The organism is Bosea vestrisii (genome assembly GCF_030144325.1).
GTDB lineage: Bacteria > Pseudomonadota > Alphaproteobacteria > Rhizobiales > Beijerinckiaceae > Allobosea > Allobosea vestrisii_A.
In genome coordinates, this window is the sequence record NZ_CP126307.1 from 1,064,228 (window position 1) to 1,077,594 (window position 13,367).

At 66.5% G+C, this 13,367-nt stretch carries 11 protein-coding genes and 1 pseudogene; 6 read left to right on the top strand and 6 right to left on the bottom strand.

Annotated features, from left to right (window positions below; genetic code table 11):
- Nucleotides 1-6 precede the first annotated feature (6 nt).
- Both QO058_RS05175 and QO058_RS05180 read right to left on the bottom strand, forming a co-directional pair.
- The gene (locus QO058_RS05175) at nt 7-1,452 is read right to left on the bottom strand and encodes an SNF2-related protein (RefSeq protein ID WP_284170804.1); all 1,446 of its coding nucleotides are present in this window, start codon (nt 1,450-1,452) and stop codon (nt 7-9) included.
- Nucleotides 1,449-2,399 carry a LysR family transcriptional regulator gene (locus QO058_RS05180; protein WP_284170805.1) on the bottom strand — a complete coding sequence of 317 codons (951 nt, stop codon included), beginning with the start codon at nt 2,397-2,399 and terminating at the stop codon, nt 1,449-1,451. The genes QO058_RS05175 and QO058_RS05180 overlap by 4 nt, the downstream gene beginning before the upstream one ends.
- Before the next feature lie 159 nt (nt 2,400-2,558).
- Between QO058_RS05180 and QO058_RS05185 the strand changes: the two genes are divergently transcribed.
- The 4 genes from QO058_RS05185 to QO058_RS05200 all read left to right on the top strand — a co-directional run bounded on the left by QO058_RS05185 (nt 2,559) and on the right by QO058_RS05200 (nt 7,718).
- On the top strand, nt 2,559-4,085 hold the full coding sequence (locus tag QO058_RS05185) for an ABC transporter substrate-binding protein (protein ID WP_284170807.1): 1,527 nt from the start codon (nt 2,559-2,561) through the stop codon (nt 4,083-4,085).
- A 244-nt stretch (nt 4,086-4,329) separates the two neighbouring features.
- Nucleotides 4,330-5,247 (top strand): ABC transporter permease, encoded by a 918-nt coding sequence (locus QO058_RS05190; protein ID WP_284170808.1) that lies wholly within the window; start codon nt 4,330-4,332, stop codon nt 5,245-5,247.
- Nucleotide 5,248: 1 nt separating this feature from the next.
- Nucleotides 5,249-6,145 (top strand): ABC transporter permease, encoded by an 897-nt coding sequence (locus tag QO058_RS05195; RefSeq protein ID WP_284170810.1) that lies wholly within the window; start codon nt 5,249-5,251, stop codon nt 6,143-6,145.
- Nucleotides 6,146-6,326: 181 nt separating this feature from the next.
- Nucleotides 6,327-7,718, top strand: a complete 1,392-nt coding sequence (locus QO058_RS05200; protein ID WP_284170812.1) for a M20 family metallopeptidase — start codon at nt 6,327-6,329, stop codon at nt 7,716-7,718.
- Here the strand turns inward: QO058_RS05200 and QO058_RS05205 are convergent.
- Together QO058_RS05205 and QO058_RS05210 are read right to left on the bottom strand one after the other, a co-directional pair.
- Nucleotides 7,679-8,007 (bottom strand): annotated as a pseudogene (locus QO058_RS05205) (hypothetical protein). The gene QO058_RS05200 and the pseudogene QO058_RS05205 sit on opposite strands and share 40 nt — an antisense overlap.
- A gap of 11 nt (nt 8,008-8,018) precedes the next feature.
- On the bottom strand, nt 8,019-8,282 hold the full coding sequence (locus QO058_RS05210; RefSeq protein ID WP_284170814.1) for a hypothetical protein: 264 nt from the start codon (nt 8,280-8,282) through the stop codon (nt 8,019-8,021).
- Between the two features lie 122 nt (nt 8,283-8,404).
- On the opposite strand from QO058_RS05210, the gene QO058_RS05215 reads away from it, so the two are divergent.
- On the top strand, nt 8,405-8,716 hold the full coding sequence (locus QO058_RS05215; RefSeq protein WP_284170816.1) for a hypothetical protein: 312 nt from the start codon (nt 8,405-8,407) through the stop codon (nt 8,714-8,716).
- Nucleotides 8,717-8,767: 51 nt separating this feature from the next.
- Nucleotides 8,768-9,397 (top strand): hypothetical protein, encoded by a 630-nt coding sequence (locus QO058_RS05220; RefSeq protein ID WP_284170818.1) that lies wholly within the window; start codon nt 8,768-8,770, stop codon nt 9,395-9,397.
- A 9-nt stretch (nt 9,398-9,406) separates the two neighbouring features.
- On the opposite strand, the gene QO058_RS05225 is transcribed toward QO058_RS05220, so the two are convergent.
- On the bottom strand, nt 9,407-11,779 hold the full coding sequence (locus QO058_RS05225) for a DNA translocase FtsK (protein ID WP_284170819.1): 2,373 nt from the start codon (nt 11,777-11,779) through the stop codon (nt 9,407-9,409).
- A gap of 231 nt (nt 11,780-12,010) precedes the next feature.
- Complete coding sequence (locus QO058_RS05230) at nt 12,011-13,345, bottom strand: YncE family protein (RefSeq protein WP_284170820.1); 1,335 nt, start codon at nt 13,343-13,345, stop codon at nt 12,011-12,013.
- Nucleotides 13,346-13,367: the final 22 nt, after the last annotated feature.

A 13,367-nucleotide genomic window follows, 5' to 3' on the forward strand; every position in this document is an offset into this window, starting at 1 on the left:
CAGTGTCTACGCCGCTTCCCTTGCCAGCGCCGCCCGCTCGACCTCTCCGGCTATCGCGTCGAGCAGCGCCGTCTCGTCGCCGGCAAGCCCCTCCATCGCCGCCATGCGGGCGAGCACGGTCGCGGCGACCTTCTCCTCCACCGTGTCCTCGGCATAGGTGTAGAAGATCGTCGCATGCTGGCCGTCGCGATGGCAGCGGCCCTCGATCTGCTGCAGCTGGATCGCGCTGTGGCGCAGATCATGGACGACGAGCGCCCGTTCGCGCTCGCCGCCGGGCATCTCAGCCTTATGCAGCGAGATCGACTCGGTCACGGTGAAGATGACGGCGTCGAGCTTGCCGGTCTGGAAGGCGATGCGCGTCGCCTCGTTGGCCTCGCCTGAGTACTCGCCGGTGATGGAACCCACGCGCCAGCCCTTGCCCGAGAGCTTCTCGACCAGCATCGCGCCGGTCTCCAGGAAAGCGACGGAGATCGCGACCTGCTCGTCATTTTCGAGCAGGTCCTGGCAGAACTCGGCCGTGCCGGCGGTGCGCAGCAGGCTCGCCTTCTGGCGGAAGCGCAGATCAGCGGCCCAGCCGGCGGGCTTGCGGGTCGAACCGCCGGCAAGACCGAGCTCGCGCCGGAACTCGCGCCAGGTCGCGTCGTAGAGCTTGCGCTCGGCAGCATCGAGCGCAACCGGCGCAAGCTCGCGCTGAACCTCCGGCCAGCCGGCGATCTCCTCCGGCCGGCGCCTGAGCCCGATGGCATTGGCACCGCGATAGAGCAGGTCCGCCATCACCTTCCGGTCGCTCTCGTTCGGCTCCCAGCTCCAGTTCTTCCAGCGCCCCTTGGCCCGGCCCATCTTCAGGCGTTTCATCAGTGCCCGGAAGCCGTCGAGATCGGCGCCGGGCGCGCCCGTCGCATCGCTGAGCAATCTCGCGAGATAGGACAGTTCATGCGGTGCCTGCCCGGCCGTCGCGCTCATATAGATCGTGAACTCAGCCGCCGCGGCCATCTGCCGGCAGACCAGCCCCTGCTGCGAGTTCGGGTTGCGGATGCGGTGGGCCTCGTCGATCACGACCAGCGGCCAGACCCGCTTCGGCGTGCCGTGCTTGGCGAGCTCGTTGTTCTTCGCCCGGGTCGAGCGCTTGCTGCTGGCCGGCGGCGGCGCGAGCAGCGACTTGGTCCGCTCGAAATTCATCAAGGTCAACTTTTTCGCCGGCAAGCCGGCATGGGCGATGGTACGCCGCCATTGCGGGATCGCGCCTTTCGGGCAGATCACCAGAACTTCCTGCTCCGGCATCGCCGAGATCGCGAGCCAGGCCGAGAGCGTCTTGCCGAGCCCGGTCAGGTCGCCAAGCAGGAAGCCGGGCTTGCCGGCAGCACGCGCCGCCAGGATCGCATCGCGTGCCACGAGCTGGTGCGGATGCGGCACCATGATCTCGGGCGCAGCGACCTTCATTGGAACGCTCATGCCTGCCGGACCTCGGACGCCGCGGCCGGCTCGGTCGCCATCGCCGCCAGCACATCGGCGCGCTGCAATTCCTCGATCAGCACGCCGAGGAAATTGGTCACCACCTTGGGCAGCGCCCGGCCCGACATGGTCTGGATCTGCAGGCTGCGCGGCGGCAGGTCGCCATCTCTCAACGGCAGCGCCACGACCGAGCCGTCGCGGATCGAGGCGCCGAAGGTGATCGAGCTTGCGAACATCACCGCGCCGCCGAGTTTGCAGAAATGGCGCAGGCTCGCGACATTGGTCGAGGTCAGGACGGCGTCGACGGTCAGCCCGCGCGCCGAGAAATAGATGTCGACGATCTTGCGCACCGTCGCCTCGGTGTCGAGCACCCCGACCGGATGGACGAAGATGTCCTCGATCCTGATCGATTCCTTTGCCGCCAGCGGGTGGTGCGGCGCGACGAAGGCGTAGGTCCGTGCCGCGCATTGCCAGTTGATGGTGACACCGCGCTCCTGCTGCAGCACGAAGGTCAGCCCGAGATCGATCGTGCCGGTGCGGACATGCTCGGTGACGACCTGCGGCGACATCACCTTGACGTCGAAGGCGACGTCCGGATGCTCCTCGCGGAAGGCATAGATCACCTCGGGGATGAAGCTCACCGCGAAGCCCTCGGTAACGCCGAGCCTGATCAGGCCCTTGCTGGCGCCGCGCAATTCGCGGATCTCGCTGACGACCTGCTCGCTCTCCAGCTCAAGCCGCTGGGCATAGGCCGCCAGCGTCTGACCCGCCTGGGTCAGGATCATGCCATGCGAGCGCCGCTCGAACAGGGCGGCGTCCAGTTCCTTCTCGAGATTGGCGATCTGGCGGCTGACCGCCGAGGCCGCGACGCGCAGGCGCTGCGCCGCGGCGCTGACCGAGCCGGTCCGCACTACCGACAGGAAATACCGCAAGGCCGGGGTCTGCATGAGCGTGCAGTAGCCGCCCCTTGCCGTCTCGGCAACGATCCTTTCGATTCATTCTTATGGCGGCAAGCACGAAGCTGTGCAGAGTTTGTGTCGTCGGCGTGACGGTGGCTTCGTGCTGCCCGCCGAACGAGACAAGCGACAACGCTGCGAGGGGAAAACATGCGCTTCTTCGACAAGGCCTCAACGGCCCTGGCCGCTACCATTTTGGCTGCGACCGCTCTTGCGACGCCAGCCTTGGCCCAGAAGGCGGCCAACACCGTCCGCTTCGCCTATGATCAGGCGCCGGAAAGCGTCGATCCGTTCTTCAACAATGTCCGCATCGGCGTGATCATCGGCGCCAATGTCTGGGACACGCTCATCTACCGCGATCCGGCCACCAACGAGTACAAGGGCCAGCTCGCCAAGAGCTGGAAGCAGGTCGACGACAAGACCATCGAGTTCGAGCTGCGCCAGGGCGTGAAGTTCCACAATGGCGAGGAGTTCGACGCCGACGACGTCGTCTACACGCTGAACTTCATCTCCAAGACCGAGAACAAGGTCGTCACCCAGGGCAACGTCAACTGGATCGCCAAGGCCGAGAAGCTCGACAAGTACAAGGTCCGGCTCACGACCAAGGAGATCTTCCCGGCCGCGATCGAGTATCTCGCCGGCCCGGTCGTGATCCACCCGAACGAGTATTACGAGAAGGTCGGGCCCAAGGGCCAGAACGAGAAGCCAGTCGGCTCCGGCCCCTACAAGGTCACGAACTACGTCCCGGGCAAGTCGATCTCGCTCGAGCTGAACAAGGACTATTTCAAGGATTCGCCGAAGCCGCAGCCCAAGGTCGGCAAGTTCGAGATCCGCTTCATCCCCGATCGCCAGACCCAGATGGCCGAGATGCTCTCGGGCGGCGCCGACCTGATCATGCACGTTCCGAAGGACCAGGCCGACCAGTTGCAGACGGTCCCGACGCTGCAGGTCGTCTCCGGCGAGACCATGCGCATCGTCTTCATGCAGATGAACATCCAGGATGGCACGCCCGCTCCCGCCCTCAAGGACGAGCGCGTCCGCAAGGCGATCATCCACGCCATCGACCGCGAGGCGATGGTCAAGAACATCGTCGGCACTGGCTCGCGCGTCATCAACACGATCTGCTTCCCCTCGCAGTTCGGCTGCACCGACGAGGGCGCGGCGCGCTACGCTTACGACCCGGCCAAGGCCAAGGCGCTGCTGGCTGAAGCCGGCCATCCCAGCCTGACCATGGACATCGTCGCTTATCGCGAGCGCAACCAGACCGAGGCGCTGATCGGCTATCTCCAGGCCGTCGGCATCAAGACCAATCTGCGCTTCCTGCAATACGCCGCGATGCGCGAGCAGATCGCCACCAACAAGGCGATGCTGACGCACCAGACCTGGGGCTCGTTCTCGGTCAATGACGTCTCGGCCGCGACGCCGAACTACTTCGCCTTCCGCAGCGAGGACATCACCCGCGACGCCGCCGTGCGCGACCTGCTGGAGAAGGGCAACAACTCGGTCGATCCGGCAGTGCGCAAGGAGGCCTACAAGGCCGGCCTGAAGATCATCGCCGACAAGGCCTATGCCGTGCCGCTCTATTCGCTGCCGGTCTACTACGTCGCCAACAAGGACCTGAACTTCAAGGCCTATCCGGACGAGCTCGTCCGCTTCTGGGAGATGGGCTGGAAGTGACGCAGAGGCGCGTTCCCCTCCCCCTCGTGGGGAGGGGCTAGGGGTGGGGGCGGAAAGCCAGGATGCGACATTCGCTTGTCGTACTAAAGCCGAAGCCCGCCGCCCGAGCGTTCGACCGCTCACCCAGTCACTCGCCCCCACCCCTGCCCCCTCCCCACAAGGGGGAGGGGTTCGCGTCGCGGTTCCTCGCTCGACAATGGGATCGCTGGAAACTCTGCATCATGACCAGCCCCGGACGCACCTTGTGTTAGGCTTCATCGTCAAACGGCTCGGCCTGGCGCTGCTCGTCGCGCTCGCGGTCTCGGCCATCGCCTTCTTCCTGCTGCGCCTGTCCGGCGACATCGCGGTCGCGATCGCCGGCGAGGGCGCGCAGCAGGCCGATCTCGACGTCATCCGCAAGACCTACGGGCTCGACCGGCCGCTCGTCGTCCAGTATCTCGACTGGCTGCTGAAGACGCTCTCTGGCGATTTCGGCACCTCGATCTATTTCAAGACCGACGTCGCCACGCTGGTCTTCGCCAAGCTGCCGGTGACGCTGATCCTCGGTGTCTCATCGCTCGCCTTCGCGCTGGCGATCTCGATCCCGCTCGGCGTGCTCGCCGCGATCTATTCCAACAGCTGGATCGATCGGCTGGCCCTCGCCATCGCCGTCTTCGGCCAGGCGATGCCGAACTTCTTCTTCGCGCTGATCCTGGTGATGCTGTTCTCGATCACCCTGCGCTGGCTGCCGGTCTCCGGCTCAGGCAGCTGGCTGCACTACGTCATGCCGACGATCGCGCTCGGCTACTATACGGCGCCGGCCTTCATGCGATTGATCCGCGCCGGCATGATCGAGGTGCTCTCGGCCGATTATATCCGCACCGCCCGCGCCAAGGGCCTCTCTCCCTATGCCGTCGTCATCACCCATGCGCTGCGCAACGCCGCCGTGCCGGTCGTGGCGCTGACGGCTGTGCAGCTCGGCTTCCTGCTAGGCGGCTCGGTGGTGATCGAGACGATCTTCGCGCTCGATGGGCTCGGCTACCTCGCCTATCAGAGCATCACCTACAAGGATTTCCCGGTCATGCAGGTCATCGTCCTGCTGCTCTCGGTCGTCTACGTCCTGCTGACGCTGCTGGCCGACATCGCCAATGCCTGGCTCGATCCGCGCATCCGGGTATCCTGACATGAGCGACGCGACCTCCCTCCCCCTAGCTGCGAGCGACGTCACCGGTGGGCGCCGCCTGCTGCGTCGGGCGCTGGCCCAGAAATCCTTCCTGTTCGGCTTCGGGCTGCTGCTGCTGTTCGTGGTGCTCGCTCTGCTCGCCCCGCTGCTGGTACCGCACGATCCCTATCTGCAGAACCTGACGGCGCGGAATGTCCCGCCGTTCTGGTACGACAAGGGCAACTGGCTCCACCCGCTCGGCACCGACCCGCTCGGGCGTGACTATCTCTCGCGCCTGCTCTACGGCGCCCGCATCTCGCTGATCATCGGCATCAGCGTCGTCGCCATCGCCGGACTGATCGGCACGACCATGGGCCTGCTCGCCGGCTATTTCGGTGGTCGCATCGACATGGCCGTGACCTTCATGGTGACGACGCGCCTCGCCATGCCGGTGATCCTGGTGGCGCTCGCCGTCGTCGCCATCATCGGCTCCTCGCTCTGGATCGTCATCCTGGTGCTCGGCCTGCTGAAATGGGACCGCTTCGCCGTGGTGATGCGCAGCGCGACGCAGCAGGTCCGCTCGCTCGACTACATCACGGCGGCGCAGGCCTCCGGCGCGAGCACGACGCGCATCATCCTGCGCGAGGTCCTGCCCAACATCGCCCCACATCTGATCGTGGTGGCGACGTTGGAAGCGGCGAGCGCCATCCTTCTCGAAGCCGCCCTCTCCTTCCTCGGCCTCGGGGTACAGCCGCCGCTGCCGTCCTGGGGCCTGATGGTCTCGGAAGCCAAGGCCTACATGTTCTTCTCATTCTGGCTGATCGCTTTGCCCGGCACGGCGCTCGCCTTGCTGATCTTCGCGATTAACCTCGCCGGCGACGGTCTGCGCGACGTGATCTCGCCCGAAAAGCGCAACTGATGCACTCCGGCCGGCTCTTACCCACAGCCCTCATCCTGAGGAGCCGCGCAGCGGCGTCTCGAAGGATGCTCCAGGAGGTTCCGGAACCTCCTGGAGCATCCTTCGAGACGCGATCCTACAGATTGCTCCTCAGGATGAGGGCTGAGAGTCAGGCTACTCGAATCCAGATGGAGAACACCCCATGACTCGCGCCAAGGCCATCTCCCATGCGCTCGACTATTTCGACTCCGGCAGCTTCAAGAGCGACCTGTCGCGGCTGATCGCCATGCCGACCGAGAGCCAGAATCCCGAGCGTGCCCCGGTGCTGACCGAGTATCTGGAGACGGAAATGCAGCCGCTGCTGGAGAGCCTCGGCTTCTCCTGCCAGACGCTGAACCATCCCAAGGCCAAGGGCCCCTTCCTCTTCGCGCAGCGCATCGAGGGCGAAGGCCTGCCGACTATCTTCGGCTACGGCCATGGCGACGTCATTCGCGGGCTCGACGCGCAATGGGCCGAAGGCCTTTCGCCCTGGACCCTCACCGAGCGCGGTGACCGCTGGTATGGCCGCGGCGTCGTCGACAACAAGGGTCAGCACCTGATCAACATCAGCGCGCTGAAATCCGTGCTTGAGACGCGCGGCGGCACACTCGGCTTCAACGTCAAATACCTGATCGAGATGGGCGAGGAATGCGGCTCGCCCGGATTGCGCGAGCTCTGCACCGAGCAGAAGGAGCTGTTCAAGTCGGACGTGCTGATCGCCTCCGACGGGCCGCGCCTCAATGCAGAGCGCCCGACCATCTTCCTGGGCGCCCGCGGCGGCGTGACCTTCGATCTCACCATCAACGCTCGCGAGGGCGGCCACCATTCCGGCAACTGGGGCGGCATCCTGTCCGACCCGGCGATCCAGCTCGCACATGCCATCGCCTCGATCACCTCGCCGACCGGCCAGATCCGCATCCATGAATGGGTACCGAAGGAACTACCGGCGGCCGTGCGCAAGGCCCTCGCAGATTGCGAGATCGACGGCGGGCCCGACGGCCCGACCATCGATCGCGAATGGGGCGAGCCCGGCCTGTCGCCGGCCGAGCAGGTCTTCGGCTGGTGCTCCTTCGACGTGCTGGCGATGAAGTCCGGCGTACCGGAGACCCCGGTCAACGCCGTGCCGCCGAGTGCCTGGGCCCGCTGCGCCCTGCGCTTCGTCGTCGGCATCGATCCCGACGACGTCATGCCGGCATTGCGCCGCCATTTCGACCGCCATGGCTTCGGTATGGTCGAGATCACCAAGGCGCGCGATGCGGTCTTCAACGCGACGCGGCTCGATCCCGATGATCCGTGGGTCGAATGGGCGCTGGCCTCGCTCCAGAAGAGCACCAACAAGAAGCCCGCTTTGCTGCCCAATCTCGGCGGCGGGCTGCCCAACGATATCTTCGCGGACATCGTCGGCATGCGCACGATCTGGGTGCCGCATTCCTATCCCGGCTGCTCGCAGCACGCCCCCAACGAGCATGTCCCGGTCGCAATCCCGCGCGAGGCGCTCGGCCTGATGGCCGGGCTCTATTGGGATCTCGGCGAGAGCGATCGGCCGGCGCTCTGAGGCGCGGCGGCCTGCCGGTCGCCTTCGCTATACTCACGGTCGAACACGGCAGCGCCCGGACGCTGCCGCTCCAGGCCTCGCGATAATGCAGGCAGCCGCGCAGGAATTTCGGCCAGGGCGGCACCGCGATCTCCGGCTCGATGGGCTCGGGCAGCAGCCTCCAGAGCTGCGGGTGATGCCAGCACAGGTCGTGCCCGGATGAATCGCGATGCGCGCGGATGCCGGCACGCAGGCGTTTCACCTCAGCGATCAACTGCTCCGGCGTCATGCCGGCGAGTTCCTCATCCATGATGCGTTCCCTTACTGCCTGGGCTCCTGCGGCTCGCGCGGATCGCGCGCCGGCGGCAGGTCGATCGGCGTTGCCGGCGGCCCTTCGGGCGGCGCGTTCGGCGGCAGTTCCGGCGGCGGGTCGTTCGGGATGCCGTTCGGCTCATTGTCCGGCGGGTTCTCGATCGGCGGCGCCGGCGACACCTCGCCTGGGTTCATCGGCGGCAATTCCGGTGGCGGCGTCGGGCTGGTCGGCACGCCGCCCGGCGGTCCGCCGGCTTGATGGATCGCTGTCATGAGGGCACTCCTTGCATGCCTTCACAAACGCTCATCCCTCGCGAAGGTTCGCGGCAGGCCGCGCGGAACAATGCCGCGGCTCGCAGCTTGGTTCGGTAGGCCCTCAGCAACGGAGCAGAATCATGCCGCACGATGGAAAGCCGCGGGAGAATCCTGCATTGCTCGATGAGCGCATCCCGAACGACCCGGTGCGTCCAGAGGACGCCTCGGTCCGTCCGGATCAGGAGACACCGATCAATGATCGCCGTCGGGCGAGCGATGAAACCAATGTCCATGACGCCGGCAGCGATGCCAACGACACCATGGACGGGCTGACGGAACAGGAGGAGGCCGTCCGCCACGCGGCCGAGGACATCCCGACCGGGCAGGACCCGGCCGGTAAGACCGAGGCGACACCCGTCTTCGATCGTGCTTCAAAGCCTCCCAAGGTCTGACGCGGGTGGCGCCATCTGCACTCGCCGCCGACGGCAGGGGGATGGTGTCGCATGAACAGGCTGGCTCTCGCCTTGCGACTTGCGACGGTCGCGCTCTTCGCCTCGGCCGTGACGGCTGGGGCACAGACGGCCGATCTGCTCGCCTGCAACGGCCCCTTCGCCCGCAATGCCGACGAAGCTGCGCTGATCCGAGCCTTCGGCGCGGAGAACGTCCAGCGCGCCCGCATCGAGATCGGCGAAGGCGAGAAGGCAGCCGGTGCCATCCTCTATCCCAAGAACCGTAAGCGCCGACTCGAACTGATCTGGCGCGATGGAGCCAAGCGCCGCGGTCCCGGCACGATCTATGTCCGCGAGGGTTCGGGCTGGGCAGTCGCGGGGCCGGCAGGCGAGCGCCTCGCCATCGGCACGGCCCTCGCCATGGTCGAGGGCGCCAATGGCAAGCCCTTCAGCATCCTCGGCTTCGACTGGGACTATTCTGGCACCGCCGCCGACTGGCAGGGCGGCAAGCTCGCCGGAGCCTTCGCCGGCTGCAAGCTGACGGTCCGCTTCGGCTATCCGAAAGGCGCAGATGTGAAGGCGCTCGACCGGCTCTCGGGCGACAAGGAATTCTCCTCGTCCGACCCGGACATGCGCCTGGTCAAGCCGACGGCCTACGAGATCCTGCTGTCCTGGCCGGACTGAGCCCGCGCCTCAGTCCTCGTCTTCGCGTGCTCTTCCTGCTTCGACGAGGATCTCGCGTTTTCCGGCGTGGTTTGCCGGTCCGACGATGCCCTCGTTCTCCATCCGCTCCATGATCGAGGCGGCGCGGTTGTAGCCGATCTGCAGGCGGCGCTGGATGTAGGAGGTCGAGGCCTTCTTGTCGCGCAGCACGACCGCGACCGCCTGCTCATAGGGGTCGTCGCTCTCGGCCTGGCCCATGCCGCTCTTGTCGAAGACCGCCCCGTCCTCGTCCTCGGCTCCGGCGGCCTCCTCCTCGGCGGTGACCGCGTCGAGATAGTCCGGGCGTCCTTGCGTCTTCAGATGCGCCACGACCTTCTCGACCTCGGCGTCCGAGACGAACGGCCCGTGCACGCGGGTGATCCGGCCGCCGCCGGCCATGTAGAGCATGTCGCCCTGGCCGAGCAGCTGCTCGGCGCCCATCTCGCCGAGGATGGTGCGCGAGTCGATCTTGCTGGTGACCTGGAAGGAGATCCGGGTCGGGAAGTTCGCCTTGATCGTGCCGGTGATCACGTCGACCGAGGGACGCTGCGTCGCCAGCACGACATGGATGCCGGCGGCGCGGGCCATCTGCGCCAGGCGCTGGATCGTGCCCTCGATCTCCTTGCCGGCGACCATCATCAGGTCGGCCATCTCGTCGACGATCACGACGATATAAGGCAGAGGCGACAGGTCCATCGCCTCCTCCTCGTAGATCGCCTCGCCCGAATGCTTGTCGAAGCCGGTCTGGACCGTGCGGGTGATGACCTCGCCGGCGGCCAAGGCCTCGCCGACCCTGACGTTGAAGCCGTCGATGTTGCGCACACCGAGCTTCGACATCTTCTTGTAGCGCTCCTCCATCTCGCGCACCGCCCATTTCAGCGCGACCACCGCCTTCTTCGGGTCGGTGACGACGGGGGTGAGCAGATGCGGGATGCCGTCATAGACCGAGAGCTCGAGCATCTTGGGATCGACCATGATCAGCCGGCACTCCTCCGGCTTCAGCCGGTAGAGGATCGACAGGATCATGGTGTTGATCGCGACCGACTTGCCCGAGCCGGTGGTGCCGGCGACGAGCAGATGCGGCATGCGAGCAAGGTCGGCGATCACCGGCTCGCCGCCGATGGTCTTGCCGAGGCAGAGCGCCAGCTTGTGCTTGGTACCCTCGAAGTCCTGGCTGGCCAGGAGCTCGCGCAGGAAGACGGTCTCGCGCTTGGCATTGGGCAGTTCGATGCCGATCGCGTTCTTGCCCTGCACCACCGCGACACGCGCCGAGATCGCGCTCATCGACCGCGCAATGTCGTCGGCGAGCGAGATGACGCGGGAGCTCTTCGTCCCGGGCGCGGGCTCGAGCTCGTACAACGTCACGACCGGGCCGGGGCAGGCCTGAACGACCTCGCCACGGACGTTGAAGTCCTCCAGAATCCCTTCGAGCAGGCCGGAATTCTGCTGGATGAGCTCGATCGGGATCGTTGCCGCGATCTGCGGCGGCTCGGCCAGGAATTCGATCGGCGGCAGCTCGAAGCCATGAAAGGCGGTCGGTCTGGGCTGCGGAGCGATCGCGCGCAGTTTTGGCGCCGCAGGCACGACCGAAACCTTCGACTGCGCTGAAGCAGGCGCGGCCTCCGTCTCGGCGACCCTCGACACCGGTGCAAGGGCTGGAGCAGCAGCGGGAGCAAGCTGCCCCATGATCCTGCGGCGCGGCGCCGGAGCCTGTGCCTTCGGCGCGGGAGCCCGAGCGGCCGGCACCGGAAGCGGGGCAATGACCTGTAGAGCAGGCGGCGTCAGACTCAGCTCGAAACGATAAGGCTGCGTCCAGCCGAACGTCATCGTCGCCGATGCAGCCGCCGGGACCGGAGCAGGCGCGGCACGCACCGGCTCAGCCGCTGCCGCCAGCGTGACCGGCTGGGCCGTCACCAGCGGCGCCTTCGCTGCGGAAACCGGTGGCGCGGCCTCGAACGCGGCGTCGTCCTCCTGCTCGGCATCCGGGATGAACTCCCAGAAGGCGGCGTCGGAGAGGAAGGCGAACGGGGTCGCGACAACCTCGACCGGGTTCTCCTCCGGCAGCGGCACGTCGACCGCGGGAGTGATCAAGGCACCGTCGCCCTCTCCGGCCATTTCGGCCTCGACCTGCAGTTGCTCTTCTGGCACGAGCGCTTCGGCCGAGGCACCTCCCCAGACCTGCTGGAGCATGTGCCGCGGGGTCCGCCAATAGCGGACGCGACCGGGATCGACAGGCGCTTCCGGCACCGACTCGGGCAGCGGAGCCGGCACCTCGGCAGCGACGCGCTCGACCTCCTGCCGGCGGACCTTGTCGGGGGTGCGCCCGTAGCGGACTGGCCCCGGCGGAACCTCTGCTCCAGACACGCGGCGATCGACCGGAGTCGGCGCCGAAATCTCAGCGAAATCAGATAATTGATCCGAGATCCGAGCGGCAGGAGAGGCGCTGTTCGCCTGGAGATTGCGATGGATTCGACGCATGGATCAACGCTGGCCCGACACTCACTCGACTGAGCATCGAGAGGTACCGGGCCAGGGTTAACGCCCCCTGAACTCGAGCCAGAGATAGCTGTGGATCGTGGCCTGTGCCCGTCGCTCTCAGTCGGCCTGGAAGGCGCCGATCATGTAGCTTTCATTGCCGATTTCGGTGACGCGACCCTTCACCTCATAGCTCGCCAGGTCGACGATCCAGACGACGCTGGAGTTGGGTTTGCCCTTCGGCGCGCCGGTGATCGCCGCGTATTTCCCGTCCGGCGTGATCGCGATGCCACGCGGCCGCGACGGTTCGCCGCCTGGCGTCTTCAATTCGACGCGCTTGATTGTCGCGGGCTGGCCGGCGAGCGCCTTGGCGACATCGATGATGTCGATGTTGTTCGAGCGGAACTGGGTCGACAGGATGCGCTTGCCGTCCGGCAGGAAGGCCGCGACGAACGGGCGCGTCGGCGTCGCCTTGTCGTCGGTGCCGACGAGCACACGCGCCACCTCGGCCTTGCCGGGATCGCTCAGCGCCTTTTCGACATCGACGATGCTGACCGTGTTGCCGGGCGTATCGGTCTGGGCGTTCTCGCGCGAGGCATGGGCCACGAGCTTGCCGTCCGGGCTGGTCGAGATGCCGAAGCCACCGGCCTGGACCGGGATGCGCGCGATCTCCGCCCCGTTCTCGCCGGCGATCGCCTTGGCGAAGCTCATCACCGTGATGTCGTCGGTGCCGCCATTGGCGCCGAAGATCGTGCCGCCGCCGAGCGGGCTGATGGTGACGCCGTTGGTGTCGGGGAAGCAGCCGAATTTCGGATCGGGCGCGCGATGCGGGATCGGATTGGGCGGGCAGGGAAAGCCGGGCTTACCGAAGGCCTGCTCGACCTTGCGGATAACCTTGTTGGTCGAGAGGTCGACGATGCTGAGATGGCGCCCGCCATCCTCGTCGCCCTCCTGCTCGGCATGGGCAAGGACCGCATGCTTGCCGTCGGCGGCGATGGCAAAGCCCGTCGGGCCGAAGCCGCCGGTCTCGATATAGCCTTCGACGGCGCCGAGCGTGCCGTTGCTCGCCGGATCGAGCGCCTTCTTGAGATCGACGACCGTTACCGTGCCGGCATGGCCATGCTGGAAGGCCGCTGCCGCTTCCGGCGCCGTGCGGCCGGAGTGATTGACGACATAGGCCCGTCGATAGTCCGGCGCTATCGCGATCGAGATCGGCTGGCCACTCGAAACCACGGTCTTGCCGTCGACCTGGATGTCCGGCGTGACGCGCAGGCGATTGACGACGGCTTTTGGTGTCCCGTCATTGGCGGGGTCGATCGCCTTTTCGAGATCGATGACCAGGACGACATTGTCCCAGCGTCCGCTGGCAAGGAAATAGTCTTTCGCCATGACCTGCTGCGCACCTGCTATGGCGCAGAGCGTCAGGGTAGTCCTGAGAAGCGTCGTCCGCAGCATGTTCGTCCTCCCTCTGTTGCCC

Excerpts from the sequence above, each read along its gene's own strand:
- QO058_RS05230 (WP_284170820.1), bottom strand. The coding sequence starts at position 13,345 with ATGCTGCGGACGACGCTTCTCAGGACTACCCTGACGCTCTGCGCCATA.
- QO058_RS05220 (WP_284170818.1), top strand. The coding sequence starts at position 8,768 with ATGAACAGGCTGGCTCTCGCCTTGCGACTTGCGACGGTCGCGCTCTTC.
- QO058_RS05215 (WP_284170816.1), top strand. The coding sequence starts at position 8,405 with ATGCCGCACGATGGAAAGCCGCGGGAGAATCCTGCATTGCTCGATGAG.
- QO058_RS05200 (WP_284170812.1), top strand. The coding sequence starts at position 6,327 with ATGACTCGCGCCAAGGCCATCTCCCATGCGCTCGACTATTTCGACTCC.
- QO058_RS05195 (WP_284170810.1), top strand. The coding sequence starts at position 5,249 with ATGAGCGACGCGACCTCCCTCCCCCTAGCTGCGAGCGACGTCACCGGT.
- QO058_RS05175 (WP_284170804.1), bottom strand. The coding sequence starts at position 1,452 with ATGAGCGTTCCAATGAAGGTCGCTGCGCCCGAGATCATGGTGCCGCAT.
- QO058_RS05185 (WP_284170807.1), top strand. The coding sequence starts at position 2,559 with ATGCGCTTCTTCGACAAGGCCTCAACGGCCCTGGCCGCTACCATTTTG.
- QO058_RS05180 (WP_284170805.1), bottom strand. The coding sequence starts at position 2,399 with ATGCAGACCCCGGCCTTGCGGTATTTCCTGTCGGTAGTGCGGACCGGC.
- QO058_RS05210 (WP_284170814.1), bottom strand. The coding sequence starts at position 8,282 with ATGACAGCGATCCATCAAGCCGGCGGACCGCCGGGCGGCGTGCCGACC.